This window comes from Microbacterium schleiferi, assembly GCF_020781975.1.
Taxonomy (GTDB): Bacteria; Actinomycetota; Actinomycetes; order Actinomycetales; family Microbacteriaceae; genus Microbacterium.
In genome coordinates this window covers 150,351-163,595 of record NZ_JAJGNI010000004.1, presented here as the reverse complement: position 1 = coordinate 163,595, position 13,245 = coordinate 150,351, and the positions used below count along the sequence as shown (strand labels likewise).

The following is a 13,245-nucleotide window of genomic DNA, read 5'->3' as shown; positions in this document are numbered from 1 at the left end:
GATGCCGATGTGCGCGGTCCGCTGGCGACGAATTCGCGGAAGGAGCGACCGATGCGATTCCGGCCGCTACGCCCATCCCCCGAAACCCGGGCATTCTCCACCGAACTCTCGCAGGTCCCCGAAGTGATGCGTGCGGTCACCGTCGCGCAGTGGGGCGCTCCCGGCGTCCTGACCGAGACCACCGTCCCGGTGCCCCACCCCGTCCTGAGCGAGGTGCTTGTGCGGGTGGTCGCCGCCGGTGTGAACCCGATCGATGCCAAGACGCGGGCCGGGAAGGGACTTGCTCCTGCCGTAGCCGAGCTTCCCGAGATCCTCGGCTTCGACTTCAGCGGCGTCGTCGTCGAGTCGCCGTTCGAGACCCATCCGTTCCCCGTCGGTACGGAAGTGTTCGGGATGGCCGGGTTCCCCCGGACGCCGGGAAGCTACGCCGAGTATGTCGTCGCACCCACCCTGTCGATCGCGCGCAAGCCAGCCTCCCTTTCGCATGTCGAAGCGGCGGGAGTGCCGGTGGCAGCGCTCACCGCCTGGGGGCTCGTGGTCGAGACCGCTCACGCTCACGAAGGACAGCGGATCCTCATCCACGCCGGAAGCGGTGGCGTCGGGCACTTCGCCGTGCAGTTCGCTGCGTACTTCGGCGCTCACGTGACAGCCACAGCCTCCGGAACCAACGCCCCGTGGCTTCGGGATCTCGGCGCCTCGGTCGTGATCGACCACACCTCGACGCGCTTCGAGGAGGTCGTGCACGACATGGACGTCGTCATCGACCTCGTGGGCAACGTCACCGACTCGATCGGCTCCCGCTCGCTGTCGGTGCTCCGGCCCGGCGGGATCTACATCCTCGTTCCCACCGGATCGTGGCCGGAGTATCGCGACGCTGCGGCGGCTGCAGGAGTCCGCGCGACCAGCTACAAGGTGATTCCGGAAGGCGCGACCCTTGCGACGATCGCCCGCCTGCTCGACTCACGATCGATTCAGGTGTACATCGATCACGTGCTGGACCTTGCGGAAGCGGCGAGGGCGCACACCGATATCGAGGGCGGGCACACACGCGGCAAGATCGTGCTGCGCGTCAGCGACGATTGAGGGCTCGCGCAGGTCGAAGCACGCGGCGTCCCTCCTCGACGATTTCGGTGGCCACGGCATCCAGAAGCCGCGAACGCAGATTCCACTGCTGCCAGTACAGCGGAACGTCGACGGGCGGACCTCCCAGGCGTACGAGCGCTCCGCGCTCGAGCTCAGCTGCCGACTGGAAGCCGGGCAGCAAGCCCCATCCGAGTCCCAACACAACTGCCTGCGCGAAGTCATGGGATGCCGGGACGTAGTGGCGCGGGGCTTCCGAAGCCGACACGCCCTTCTCCCGTAGCCACCGGTCCTGCAGATCATCGCGGCGATCGAACTGGACGACCGGGGCCGCAGCCAGTGCACGGGTGTCGCCGCGTGAGATGTTGAGGTAGCGGGCGACGAACTCGGGAGTGGCGACTGCCTCGTAGCGCATGACACCGAGCGCGGTAACGCGGCATCCGGCTACCGGCTCTGCACGGGACGTCACGGCGCCCATCACGGTGCCGCCCTCGAGGAGCGCAGCGGTGAAGTCCTGATCGTCGCGATGAAGGTCGAACACGATCGGATGCCGCGCACTCAGGCGGCCCAGTGGCGAGAGGAACCAGGTGGCGAGAGAGTCCGCGTTCACCGCGAGCGGCACAGAAACGGGTCCGTCGGCGGCTCCGTCTTCACCGATGCCGGCAAGGGCATCATGTTCGAGCACACGCGCCTGACGTGCGAGCCGGATGACAGCTTCCCCGGCAGCCGTCGGGCGCACGGGCTTCGAGCGCACCAGCAGCACCCGACCGAGCTGATCTTCGATCGCGCGGAGGCGTTGGCTCACGGCGCTCGGCGTGATCCGCATGCGCCGCGCCGCAGCCTCCAGAGTGCCCTCCTCGGCGATGATCGCGACGGTGTCGGCGAGGTCGAAGTCGATCTTCATATGAAGCGATGCTAATGCCCCGTGAGAATCCTGAGCTGGAGTGCATGTCTCGCGCCAGCTAGCGTCGAGGCGTGCTCCCTCCCCTCCTCGCCGGTCTCGGCCTCGGACTATCGCTCATCGTGGCCATCGGCGCACAGAACCTGTTCGTGCTTCGACAGGGAATCCGGCGCGAGCACGTACTGGCGGTTGTCGTGGTGTGCGCCGCATCCGACGCCATCCTCATCGTGCTCGGCGTCTCGGGTGTCGGGCTCGCACTGGCTGCACTGCCATGGCTGGTGACCGCCGTGCGGTGGGCGGGCGCGGCCTTCCTCGTGGGTTACGGCCTCCTCGCTGCCAGGCGCGCGTGGCGTCCCGCGGGCGCACTGACTGTGGACGACCCGCGCGATGACATCGCGGGTTCTGCTACCGAACGGCCCGTGCAGGTTCAGCCGACCACGACCGCGACACGGCTCTCCGCGACGGTTCTCACCGTCCTCGCGCTTACGTGGCTGAACCCCCACGTCTACCTCGATACGGTGTTTCTGCTCGGCGGTGTCGCCAACACCCACGGCGATGACCGGTGGCTCTTCGCGCTCGGCGCCGTGATGGCAAGCATCCTCTGGTTCAGCGCACTGGGGTTCGGAGCCCGCTATCTCGGTCGCTGGCTCGCGACGCCCCGAGCCTGGCGCATCCTCGACGCCATCATCGCGGTCGTGATGATCGTCCTCGGCGTGAGCCTCGTCGTCGGCGGATGAACGACAACGGCCCCCGCCGAAGCGGAGGCCGTCGTCGTATCAGATCGTTGCTCAGGCGATGCTGTTCACGTCCAGCGGGATGCCGGGACCGAACGTCGTCGAGACTGCACCCTTCTGGATGTAGCGGCCCTTCGAGCTCGAGGGCTTCAGGCGAACGATCTCGTCGAGCGCAGCCTTGAGGTTCTCATCGAGCTGCTCGGCCGAGAACGATGCCTTGCCGACGACGAAGTGCACATTGGCGTGCTTGTCGACACGGAACTCGATCTTTCCGCCCTTGATCTCCTCGACCGCCTTGGCGGGGTTGGGGGTCACGGTGCCGGTCTTGGGGTTGGGCATGAGGCCTCGGGGACCGAGGACCTTACCCAGACGCCCGACCTGGCCCATCAGTTCCGGGGTCGACACTGCAGCGTCGAACGCGGTGTAGCCGCCGGCGACCTTCTCGATCAGCTCGGCGCCGCCGACCTCGTCAGCGCCAGCGGCGATCGCCGCTTCGGCGGCAGGACCGGTCGCGAACACGATGACGCGCGCAGTCTTGCCGGTACCGTGGGGCAGGATGACGGTGCCGCGCACCATCTGGTCTGCCTTGCGCGGGTCGACCGAGAGCTTGAGGGCGACCTCGACGGTGGAGTCGAACTTCTTCGAGCCCGTCTCCTTCGCCAAGTTCACAGCCTCGCTGGGTGAATAGAACTTGCCGGCCTCGATCTTCGCGGCGGCTTCGTTGTATGCCTTGGACTTGGTAGCCATTGTCGTTATCCCCCTCAGTCCTCGACCGTGATGCCCATGGAACGGGCGGTGCCGGCGATGATCAGCGAGGCGGCCTCGATGTCATTCGCGTTCAGGTCGGGCATCTTCGTCTCGGCGATCTGACGCACCTGGTCCTTGGTGAGCTTGCCCACCTTGGCCGTGTGCGGCGTCTTCGAGCCCTTCTGCACGCCCGCAGCCTTCTTGATCAGCTCGGCTGCCGGCGGGGTCTTCAGGATGAACGTGAAGCTGCGGTCCTCGTAGACGGTGATCTCGACGGGGATGACGTTGCCGCGCTGCGACTCGGTCGCGGCGTTGTACGCCTTGCAGAACTCCATGATGTTGACGCCGTGCTGACCGAGCGCAGGCCCGATCGGCGGCGCCGGGTTGGCTGCACCGGCGTTGATCTGAAGCTTGATCAGGCCGGTCACCTTCTTCTTCGGTGCCATTCTTCTTTCCTTTCATCGAGCGGACGCCATCGGCATCCTCTCTCCCGCAGCCCGGCCGTTCCGGGAGCGGTGGTCTGTATCGCGCTGGAGCGCGGTTGCGTTACTGCTTGGTGACCTGGTCGAAGCTGAGCTCGACCGGGGTCTCGCGCTCGAAGAGCGACACGAGCACCGTGAGCTTGCCGCTCTCGGGCTTGATCTCGCTGATCGAGCCCGGCAGGCCCGCGAAGGAGCCTTCCTTGATCGTGATGGTCTCACCGATCTCGAAGTCGACTTCGGTGACGACGCTGCGCGCCACGGGCTGACCCTTGGCTCCACTCGCGCCGCCCTTGGCCGGAGCAGTCTCCTTGACCTCGACGAGCGACTTCAGCATCGTGAAGGCCTCTTCGAAACGGAGCGGCGTCGGGTTGTGCGCGTTGCCGACGAACCCGGTGACACCGGGAGTGTGGCGAACAACCGACCAGGTGTCTTCGTTCAGTTCCATGCGCACGAGCACGTAGCCGGGGATGCGCACGCGGGTGACCATCTTGCGCTGGCCGTTCTTGATCTCGACGACATCTTCCATCGGAACTTCGATCTGGTAGATGTCTTCTTCTACCTCGAGCGTCGACTTGCGCTGCTCGATGTTGGCCTTCACCTTGCGCTCGAAGCCGGCGTAGGAGTGAATGACGTACCACTTGCCCGGGAGGGACCGCAGTTCCGCGCGGAATGTCTCGTACGGGTCTTCCTCGGCCTCGTCCCCGTCGGCCACGTCAGCCTCGTCGACGTCGTCACCGAGCTCGTGACCGTCGTAAGGCGTGACCTCTTCGGCGGCGTGGGCAGCGCGCTCGGCTTCTTCTTCGGCGAGGTCGTCGGTCAGAACCTCGGCAGCGGCTTCAGCCTCTGCTGCCTCGTCGATCTCGAGTGCATCGTTCACGATCGCATCAGCCTCCGGGTCGCTCACCTCGACGTCGTCGTCATCCGAGTAGTCCGCGTCGTCGTCCTCATCCTCGATGTGGATGGCGACGTGCTCGGCCGCATCGCTCTGGTGCTCTTCGCGCGCGAGCTCGTTGCCCTCCTGGGCCTCGTCCTCCTCGGAGGACTGCTCGGCCGAGGGCGCCCAGTCGGCGTCGTCGAGAAATCGTTCAGACACGTATTTCGTTCACTTCCATTTGATCGGGCGCGATGCAGCATCCTGCCTCGCACCGTGAGGACGAACAGATCAGGCGGGAACGCCGAAGACCTGCGTCGTCAGCCAGAGGAACACGTAGTCCATTCCCCACACGAGTGCCATCATGATGACGACGAACCCGAGCACGACTGCCGTGTACTTCAGGAGCTCCTGGCGCGTCGGGGTGACGACCTTGCGAAGCTCCGCAAAGACCTGACGGATGAACAGGGCGATCCGCGCGAAGACGTTCAGCTTCTTCTCGCGAGGAGCGCTGCCACTGGCAACGATCTCGCCCTTGGCGTCATCCTGGACCATGTATCCCACCTGGTTGCTTCTGTTGTGCCAGCTTGCGCTGACGCGCAGGGCGGACAGGAATCGAACCTGCAACCTGCGGTTTTGGAGACCGCTGCTCTGCCAATTGAGCTACCGCCCTAAAGGCCGGAAGGCCTTGAGGTGTCTGCAGTCTTCTGCCGCGACGTGAAAGGAGGGATGTGTCCCGATCGCGGGCACGGCGAAAGAATGCAGACTTCTACTGCAGGTCAAGTGTACGGCATGCCCTCACGGCGGGCGAACCGTCCCCGCGCCTTAGGGGGCCTCGAGGCACGGCGTGAACACGGCGATCACCAGAAGCGGAGACTCGTAGCTGACCGTGGCCACGATGCCGCTCTCGTCCACCCACGCGCCCTCGCGCCCCGCGAGTCCGTCGGCGTCGATCGTCGCCCACACCTCCGGGTCGATCGCCGCCGTCACGGCATCGACGAGTGCGTCCTCGGCGGCGTAGTCCGCCCCCACCGAGACAGAACCGACCGCGGCGAATGTGCGCTGGGTGCCGCGATCCTGCTCGCCGCAGGACTGCTCCTCCGGGCCCGTCGTTTCGAGAGTGCGGAGTGTTCCCTCCTCGACCGCTCCGGCAGCCTCCACCAGGGTGTCGAAGATGGCCGCGGCATCCGTCTCGAGCTCATCGAGATCGGGCCCAGCACACGCTGTCAGCAGCACGGATGCCGACACGAACGCGAGAGCGAGCATGATCGGCCTGCGCGCCCGGAGTATCCCGTGGTCACCACTCACGGGCGAACCACCGCACTGACCTCGAACTCCTCGGGCGTCGGGGCACTCGTTCGCACCCCGAGCCCGACGAGCTGGTCGACGAACCATCCGTCGCTCCAGTCCTGGATGTCGCACGGCGACGAGGAGCCCTCGAAGGCTGACCGGTCGATGCCGTGCTGGTAGACCGCCCGGCAGCTCGCATCGGTCTCGAGCGCCCACTCGTAATCGTCGTGAGTGATTCCGGTGCGCTCGGCGGCCAGCAGGTACGGGAAAAAGTTCTGGTACTGGTACCAGTGCACGGCTTCGTGGACGAACATGGGCCACGCCAGTCGCTGGATGCCGGATTCCCACGCGACGAACAGCCAGTCGGGGTAAGCGGTCTGGTAGCACCCGCCCACCACCAGAGTGTTCGGCCCGTCCTCCTGTCCGGCGTACCCGCAATTCTCGGGACCGGCATCGAAGATCACGTGCACTTCGGTCGCCCCGATCGAGTCGAGGAACGCGCGACCCTGCGGATCGTCTCCGGGGAACTCCTGCCCTCCCGGGTTCGGCACCGCGGGCTGAGGAGCAGCGTCCTTCTCCTGCCATTGCGCGATCCACGCAGCGTCGGCTTCCCATGCCGCAGCTGCTTCGACGTATTCACCTCGGGCGTGCCGGATGTCGGCGGCGAAGGCCGCGTTCTGGGCTAGGACATCGGCGATCGCATCAGCCTGAGATGCAGTGACAGCGGTCGGCCGCCGGTCAGCGGTGAGCCACTGCACGCCGGCGACCGCCAGGATTCCGAGCGCAACGGTGAGGGCTCCGGCAACAACCGGAATCCACAGTCGCGCGGGGTTCACCTCACCATGATCGGGCATGTCACCGCCCGGATGCCTGAGGCAAGGCCTCAATAGTCGGCGATGCCGTACCGATCCGGCTCGGGTCCGCGACGGAAGCGTCGACCCGACATGGACTCGGCACTCACGCGAACATAGTGGTACTTCAATGTCGGTAACCAGGGCCGAAGCGGAAGCTCGTCGGCGGCTTCGACCTCTTCCTCGGTCGCAAGGCGCTGGGCGCGACCGCGAACGATGACGCTCCACGCCATGGTGTCGGTGTAGTGGTCGACTTCGAAGAGCACCTCATCGTTGACGGTAAGTTCGACGAGCTTGCTTCCCTCGGCGGTGCGGAACACGATGGTGTCCCGATCGACGACGTAGTTGACGGGGAAGATGTCGAGGACATCTCCGACCCGGGTGACCAGGCGACCGAGCTCTTCACCGGTAAGAAGCTGCCAGCACTCGGCGTCGCTGAGAGTGGCGACGACATCGTCCATCATCTCTTCCATGTCCTCATTGTGAGTGCGCGTCGTGGACCGCACTAGGGACCCTTGGCCCTGGCGCGGTCCACGACCGCTGTGAGGAAAAGCGCCTATCAGGCGATGCGGATGAGCTTCTTGTTGACGAACTCGTCTGCGGCGAGCAGGCCCATCTCGCGCGAGGTGCCGGAGCGCTTGACGCCACCGAAGGGAAGCTCGGGGCTGTCGGCGAGCACGATGTTGACGTACACCATGCCCGCATCGATGGCGTCGGCCACCCGCTCGGCCTGCGCGGGATCGGTCGTGAACACGTACGAGCCGAGTCCGTAGCTGGTCGCGTTCGCCACGGCGACAGCTTCCGCCTCGTCGGCGACGCGATAGACCACTCCCGCAGGACCGAACAGTTCCTCGCGATAGATGTCGTTGTCGGCCGTGACGCCAGTGAGCACCGTCGCGGGATAGAACGCCCCGTCTCGGGCACCGCCGAGCTCGACAGTGGCGCCCTGCGCGACGGCGCGGTTCACCTGCTCTTCGAGCCGCTCGGCTGCAGCCAGCGACGAGAGCGGACCGATCACCGTGTCGTCTGCGAAGGGGTCCCCGAGGGGGGCCGCAGCCATGGCCGCCACGAACTTCTCCACGAACGCGTCGTAGAGCTCATCGATGATGATGAAGCGCTTGGGGGCGTTGCAGGACTGGCCGTTGTTGTCGAGCCTGGCCTCGACCGCCATGTCCACCGTCGCGTCAAGGTCGTCGGTGGAGAGCACGATGAACGGGTCGGAGCCACCGAGCTCGAGCGCGACCTTCTTGAGGTTGCGACCGGCCACCTCGGCGACAGCGGCACCCGCACGCTCCGAACCGGTCACTGAGACGCCCTGGACGCGAGGATCAGCGATCACTGTCGCAGCCTGCTCATTGGTCAGACGCACATCGACGTAGGCGCCCTCCGGGAACCCGGCATCCCGGTAGATCGCCGCGATCGCCGCCGCCGACTCGGGGCACTGGGGAGCATGCTTGAGCAGGATGGTGTTGCCGATGACCAGGTTCGGAGCGGCGAAACGTGCGACCTGGTAGTACGGGAAGTTCCACGGCATGATGCCCAACAGCACCCCCAGGGGCGAGCGACGGATGACGGCGGTTCCCTCGGCGAGGATGTCGAGAGGCGTGTCACCGGTGATCTTCTCGTAGTTGTCGGCGTAATACTCGGTGATGTCGGCAGCGAAGTCGACCTCGCCGAGAGCTGCCGACAGCGGCTTGCCCATCTCGCGGACGATGATCTCGGCAAGCTCATCTCGCCTCTCGCGGTGCAGCTGCGCCGCGCGCCGCACGAGCTCAGCGCGCTCGGCAGGAGCGGAGGTGCGGCCCCAGGTGCGGTAGGCATCGTCGGCTGCCGCGATCGCAGCTGTGGCCTCGGCATCCGTCATGGTGGGGTAGGTGGCAAGCGTCTCCCCGGTGGCGGGATTAACGACGGCGTAGATACTCATGGGTCCTCCTCGGTCGGCAGCGAACGGTGGTCGGTTGGTCACGACGATGACAGGACGTGTGCCAACACGTCCAGTGCATCATCGAGCAGGTCATCGCCGATGACCAGGGGCGGCAGGAAGCGGATCACGTTCCCATACGTGCCGCAGGTGAGCATCAACACGCCCTGGTCGAGGGCGGCACGAACGACGCGGGACGTGAGAGCGGCATCCGGCTCACCCGTGGCGGGGTCGACGAACTCGACAGCGATCATCGCGCCCCTCCCTCGGATGTCGCCCAGACGCGGGTCGGATGCCTGAATGTCGCGCAAGCGCCGTTCGAGAACGTCGCCGATGTGCCGCGCCCGCGCCGACAGGTCCTCGGTCTCGTACACCTCGATGGCCGCGAGGGCCGCGGCGCACGCGACAGGGTTGCCACCGTAGGTGCCACCGAGTCCTCCGGTGTGCGAGGCATCCATGATCTCGGCTCGTCCCGTGACGGCGGCAAGCGGCAGCCCGCCGGCGATCCCCTTGGCCGTGGTGATCAGGTCGGGGACGATACCGAACAGGTCGCTGGCGAACATCGCACCGGTACGGGCGAAGCCGGTCTGGATCTCGTCGGCGATCAGGACGACCCCGTTGGCGTTCGCCCACTCCTGCAGGGCGGGTAGGAAGCCGTCGGCCGGGACGATGAATCCGCCCTCGCCCTGGATCGGCTCGATGATGATCGCCGCGACATCCGTGACTCCGACGTGCTTCTCGATGACGCCGATCGCACGCTTTGCTGCGGCGGCACCGTCGAGCCCGTCTCGGTAGGGGTAAGACATCGGCGCCCGGTAGATCTCTGGAGCGAAGGGGCCGAATCCGGCCTTGTAGGGCATGTGCTTGGCAGTGAGGGCCATCGTGAGGTTCGTGCGGCCGTGGTAGCCGTGATCAAAAGCGACGACAGCCTGCCGGCCGGTGTGTTTGCGTGCGATCTTCACCGCGTTCTCGACGGCCTCGGCACCCGAGTTGAACAGTGCAGTCTTCTTCTCGTGATCGCCCGGGGTGATGCGGTTCAGCGCCTCTGCCACCGCCACGTATGGCTCGTAGGGCGCCACCATGAAACACGTGTGGGTGAATTGGCCGACCTGCTGCTGCACTGCCGCGACCACGGCGGGGTGTGCGTTGCCGATAGAGGTGACGGCGATGCCAGAACCGAGGTCCACGATCGAGTTGCCGTCGGCGTCCAGCAGGATGCCCCCGCCTGCAGCCACGATCGACAGCGGCGCCGTGTGCCCCACACCGGCCGACACTGCTGCAGCCTTGCGGGCCATCAGCTCCTGCGATCGCGGGCCCGGAATGGACGTGACCAGGCGTCGCTCCTGCGGGAGCGTGGGGCCGCCGAGCGGGACCGTGGGGCTATCGAGTTGGCTCATGTCGTGAGGATAGCTGGACGATCGATCGCGCGCGACCCGTCCGGCTCGAACGTCGGAATCCGTCGTCCTCAATCACTTACGCGACGGCTCCCGTCGTGGGAGAATCATCGCGTGATCAATGGTGGCGTGTCGTGGTGGTGGCGAGACATCGGCGGTACCCCGGCCCCTCGCGCGCCGCTCCCGGGTGACCTCACGCTGGACGTCTGCATCGTCGGCGCCGGGTACACCGGAATGTGGACGGCTTACTACCTCAAGCTGGCACAACCCGACCTGCGCGTCGGCGTCATCGAGCAGAGTTTCGCGGGCTTCGGAGCGTCAGGCCGTAACGGTGGCTGGCTGACCAACTCGGTTACGGGAGACCGCTCGCAGTACGTCGCCCGCCACGGGCGGGATGCCGCGATCGCGCAGCAACGAGCACTGAACGACACCGTGAGGGAGGTCATCGAGGTCACCCGCCGCGAAGGCATCGACGCCGACATCGTGGCGGGCGGCGAGCTCGAGATCGCCCGCACCCCCGCGCAACTCGCCCGCCTCCGCAAGACTGCCGCCGAAGAACTGTCGTGGCCCCACACTGACGTGCACGAACTGGATGCCGAGGATGCTCGCTCGCGCATCGACGTCGCGGGCGTGCTCGGTGGTCTCTGGCATCCGCACTGCGCACGCATCCACCCGGCGAAGCTCGCCGCGGGCCTTGCCGAAACGGTGGAACGGGCGGGTGTGAGGATCTTCGAGCAGACGACAGCTCGAACGATCGAGCCCGGACGCGTCGAGACTGATCTCGGCACGGTTCGCGCCGACGCCGTCATCCGCGCGACCGAAGGGTTCACCGCGGGCCTGCGTCACGAGCACCGCACGTGGCTGCCGATGAACTCGTCGATGATCGTCACCGAGCCGCTCCCGAGCGGCGTGTGGGACGCGATCGGCTGGTCGGGGCGAGAGGCCCTTGGCGACTTCGCGCATGTGTACATGTACGCACAGCGCACAGCTGATGACCGCATCGCATTCGGCGGCCGCGGGGTGCCCTACCGCTACGGATCCCGCGTCGATACTGACGGGCGCACTCAGGAACGCACGATCCGTTCGCTCACCGAGTTGTTGCACGACTTCTTCCCGGCCACGCGTGGTGTGCCGGTCGCTCATGCCTGGGCCGGTGTGCTCGGCGTACCGCGGGACTGGTCGGCGACCGTCGGCTTCGACCGCGCGACCGGGCTCGGATGGGCAGGGGGCTACGTCGGGACCGGAGTCACAGCGACAAACCTCGCCGGGCGCACGCTCGCCGACCTGCTGTTGCGCCGTGGCACCGACCTCACGCGCCTGCCGTGGGTGGATCATCGAGCCAGGCGGTGGGAGATCGAGCCGCTGCGATGGACCGCCGTCAACGCGATCTACACCGCCTACCGCGGGGCCGACCGGCTAGAGGCCCGCGGTGGATCACGCACATCTGCCCTCGCGCGGGTCGCTGACCTCATCGCCGGGCGATGAGGTCAGCCCGGCTCACTCGGGTGCGTGAGCCTCGAGGAACTCGTAGACGTCTGTCGTGTCCACACCGGGGAACGCCCCCGTAGGGAGGGTGGCAAGGAGCGTGCGCGGGGTACGCACGTTCGGCCAGGAGTGACCACGCCAGGATGACTCCAGCTCTGCCGGCGCGCGGCGACAGCACACCTCCACCGAATGGCGGGAGAGGCCACGATTGGTCGTCTCACGGCCGATGAACCACTTCGTGTCGTCGAAGCGCACGCCCACGCTGACCGAATGGAGCCCCTCGGACGAGGGCTCGACGCGCGCGGTGCACCAGTAGGTCCCGTTACCGGTGTCGGTGTACTGGAAGTACGGGTTGAACCGGTCGGGGATGTCGAACACGACGCGGCTCGTCCATTTGCGGCAGCACATCTGCCCCTCGATGGAACCGAACCGGTCGGTCGGGAAGTTCACGTCGTCGTTCTCGTAGGCCTTGGTGATCGTGCCCGACTCATGGACCTTCAGAAAGTGCACCGGAAGATCGAGGTGAACCGTCGCGAGGTTCGTGAATCGGTGAGCCGCCGTCTCGTACGAGACCGAGTACGCGTCACGCAGGTCTTCGATGGACAGCGCGCGGCGAGCCTTGGCTTCCTGCAGAAACGGCACGGCGTCGGCCTCCGGCATAAGGAGCGCCCCCGTCAGATAGTTGATCTCGACGCGCTGTCGCAGGAAGTCACCGTAGCTGGCGGGCTCAGCATGGCTCAGGATGCGGCTAGCCAGTGACTGCAGCACCGCAGTGCGGGCATCGCGCTTGCTGGCGATCGTGCTCGAGAGGTACAGCCTGCCGTGCTTGAGGTCCAGGACGCTGCGCGTGGTCAGCGGGACATCCGAGACGTAATGGATCGTGAAGCCGAGGTGGGCCGCGATATCGGATGCCGTGCGCTGCGTGAGCGGGCCACCGGTGTGTCCGACGGCGGCCAACAGGTCGCGGGCGTGAGCCTCGAGGTCGGCGAAATAGTTCTGCTGACTGGTCATAAGGCGGCGTAGGGACAGGTTCGCGCGGCGCGCCACTTCCGGAGTGGCTGCCCGTTCGTCTCGCAGCCGCTCGATCTCGCCCTGCAACGCAAGCATCGCCGCGAGCACCTCATCGGGGAGTGAGCGACCGATGCGAAACGGGGAGATTCCGAGTGCCTGGAAGGTCGGCCCCCGCATCGCCCGCTCGAGGGAGACCTCCATCGTCGCGCGCTCGTCCAGCGGCTCTGACTCCAGCAGGGCGTCCAGATTCGTTCCGAGCGCGCGCGCGATGGTGCGTAGCAGCGTGAGCTTGGGCTCTCGCTTTCCGTTCTCGATCATCGACAACTGGCTCGGGGCACGGTCGACCGCCGCCGCCAGGTCGTCGAGGGTCATCCGCCGCTCGGTGCGCAACTGGCGGATGCGCCTGCCGATGGTGAGTGTGTCGATGACATCGTCGTCATCCGTTGTCATCGCCGGGAGCGACTCTTCCGGCGCTGTG

The 13,245-nt window shown here is 66.5% G+C and carries 14 protein-coding genes and 1 tRNA gene; 3 read left to right on the top strand and 12 right to left on the bottom strand.

Annotated features, from left to right (window positions below; all coding sequences use genetic code 11):
• Window positions 1-51 precede the first annotated feature (51 nt).
• The gene (locus tag LL236_RS06435; protein ID WP_228177942.1) at window positions 52-1,083 is read left to right on the top strand and encodes an NADP-dependent oxidoreductase; all 1,032 of its coding nucleotides are present in this window, start codon (window positions 52-54) and stop codon (window positions 1,081-1,083) included.
• Here the strand turns inward: LL236_RS06435 and LL236_RS06430 are convergent.
• Complete coding sequence (locus tag LL236_RS06430; protein WP_228177941.1) at window positions 1,070-1,984, bottom strand: LysR family transcriptional regulator ArgP; 915 nt, start codon at window positions 1,982-1,984, stop codon at window positions 1,070-1,072. The genes LL236_RS06435 and LL236_RS06430 overlap by 14 nt on opposite strands.
• A 71-nt stretch (window positions 1,985-2,055) precedes the next feature.
• Between LL236_RS06430 and LL236_RS06425 the strand changes: the two genes are divergently transcribed.
• The gene (locus LL236_RS06425; protein WP_228177940.1) at window positions 2,056-2,718 is read left to right on the top strand and encodes a LysE/ArgO family amino acid transporter; all 663 of its coding nucleotides are present in this window, start codon (window positions 2,056-2,058) and stop codon (window positions 2,716-2,718) included.
• Window positions 2,719-2,769: 51 nt separating this feature from the next.
• Here the strand turns inward: LL236_RS06425 and rplA are convergent, their stop codons facing one another.
• From rplA to gabT, 10 genes are all read right to left on the bottom strand, one after another.
• Window positions 2,770-3,462, bottom strand: a complete 693-nt coding sequence (gene rplA / locus LL236_RS06420; RefSeq protein WP_228177939.1) for a 50S ribosomal protein L1 — start codon at window positions 3,460-3,462, stop codon at window positions 2,770-2,772.
• Between the two features lie 14 nt (window positions 3,463-3,476).
• Window positions 3,477-3,908: a 50S ribosomal protein L11 gene (gene rplK / locus LL236_RS06415; RefSeq protein WP_195692156.1), complete on the bottom strand. Its 432-nt coding sequence runs from the start codon at window positions 3,906-3,908 to the stop codon at window positions 3,477-3,479.
• Between the two features lie 100 nt (window positions 3,909-4,008).
• A complete protein-coding gene (gene nusG, locus LL236_RS06410; protein ID WP_228177938.1) occupies window positions 4,009-5,037 on the bottom strand; it encodes a transcription termination/antitermination protein NusG in 1,029 nt (342 codons plus the stop codon).
• 69 nt (window positions 5,038-5,106) lie between these two features.
• Window positions 5,107-5,370, bottom strand: a complete 264-nt coding sequence (secE, locus tag LL236_RS06405) for a preprotein translocase subunit SecE (protein ID WP_228177937.1) — start codon at window positions 5,368-5,370, stop codon at window positions 5,107-5,109.
• Between the two features lie 45 nt (window positions 5,371-5,415).
• Window positions 5,416-5,488: transfer RNA gene (locus LL236_RS06400), tRNA-Trp, on the bottom strand.
• Window positions 5,489-5,640: 152 nt separating this feature from the next.
• Complete coding sequence (locus LL236_RS06395) at window positions 5,641-6,123, bottom strand: hypothetical protein (protein ID WP_228177936.1); 483 nt, start codon at window positions 6,121-6,123, stop codon at window positions 5,641-5,643.
• Entirely contained in the window at window positions 6,120-6,941 is an 822-nt protein-coding gene (locus tag LL236_RS06390; protein WP_228177935.1) for a hypothetical protein, read from the bottom strand. Before LL236_RS06390 ends, LL236_RS06395 begins: the two co-directional genes overlap by 4 nt.
• A 47-nt stretch (window positions 6,942-6,988) precedes the next feature.
• Window positions 6,989-7,429: a pyridoxamine 5'-phosphate oxidase family protein gene (locus LL236_RS06385; RefSeq protein ID WP_228177934.1), complete on the bottom strand. Its 441-nt coding sequence runs from the start codon at window positions 7,427-7,429 to the stop codon at window positions 6,989-6,991.
• An 86-nt stretch (window positions 7,430-7,515) separates the two neighbouring features.
• A complete protein-coding gene (locus tag LL236_RS06380; RefSeq protein ID WP_228177933.1) occupies window positions 7,516-8,880 on the bottom strand; it encodes an aldehyde dehydrogenase family protein in 1,365 nt (454 codons plus the stop codon).
• Window positions 8,881-8,918: 38 nt separating this feature from the next.
• A complete protein-coding gene (gabT, locus tag LL236_RS06375; RefSeq protein WP_228177932.1) occupies window positions 8,919-10,274 on the bottom strand; it encodes a 4-aminobutyrate--2-oxoglutarate transaminase in 1,356 nt (451 codons plus the stop codon).
• 111 nt (window positions 10,275-10,385) lie between these two features.
• Between gabT and LL236_RS06370 the strand changes: the two genes are divergently transcribed.
• Window positions 10,386-11,756: an NAD(P)/FAD-dependent oxidoreductase gene (locus tag LL236_RS06370; RefSeq protein WP_228177931.1), complete on the top strand. Its 1,371-nt coding sequence runs from the start codon at window positions 10,386-10,388 to the stop codon at window positions 11,754-11,756.
• A gap of 12 nt (window positions 11,757-11,768) precedes the next feature.
• Here the strand turns inward: LL236_RS06370 and LL236_RS06365 are convergent, their stop codons facing one another.
• The gene (locus LL236_RS06365; RefSeq protein ID WP_228178034.1) at window positions 11,769-13,217 is read right to left on the bottom strand and encodes a helix-turn-helix transcriptional regulator; all 1,449 of its coding nucleotides are present in this window, start codon (window positions 13,215-13,217) and stop codon (window positions 11,769-11,771) included.
• Window positions 13,218-13,245: the final 28 nt, after the last annotated feature.

What these genes read in the sequence shown, in the direction of transcription:
- LL236_RS06435 (WP_228177942.1), top strand. Translation starts at nt 52, where the DNA reads ATGCGATTCCGGCCGCTACGCCCATCCCCCGAAACCCGGGCATTCTCC.
- LL236_RS06430 (WP_228177941.1), bottom strand. Translation starts at nt 1,984, where the DNA reads ATGAAGATCGACTTCGACCTCGCCGACACCGTCGCGATCATCGCCGAG.
- rplA (WP_228177939.1), bottom strand. Translation starts at nt 3,462, where the DNA reads ATGGCTACCAAGTCCAAGGCATACAACGAAGCCGCCGCGAAGATCGAG.
- rplK (WP_195692156.1), bottom strand. Translation starts at nt 3,908, where the DNA reads ATGGCACCGAAGAAGAAGGTGACCGGCCTGATCAAGCTTCAGATCAAC.
- secE (WP_228177937.1), bottom strand. Translation starts at nt 5,370, where the DNA reads ATGGTCCAGGATGACGCCAAGGGCGAGATCGTTGCCAGTGGCAGCGCT.
- LL236_RS06385 (WP_228177934.1), bottom strand. Translation starts at nt 7,429, where the DNA reads ATGGAAGAGATGATGGACGATGTCGTCGCCACTCTCAGCGACGCCGAG.
- LL236_RS06380 (WP_228177933.1), bottom strand. Translation starts at nt 8,880, where the DNA reads ATGAGTATCTACGCCGTCGTTAATCCCGCCACCGGGGAGACGCTTGCC.
- gabT (WP_228177932.1), bottom strand. Translation starts at nt 10,274, where the DNA reads ATGAGCCAACTCGATAGCCCCACGGTCCCGCTCGGCGGCCCCACGCTC.
- LL236_RS06365 (WP_228178034.1), bottom strand. Translation starts at nt 13,217, where the DNA reads ATGACAACGGATGACGACGATGTCATCGACACACTCACCATCGGCAGG.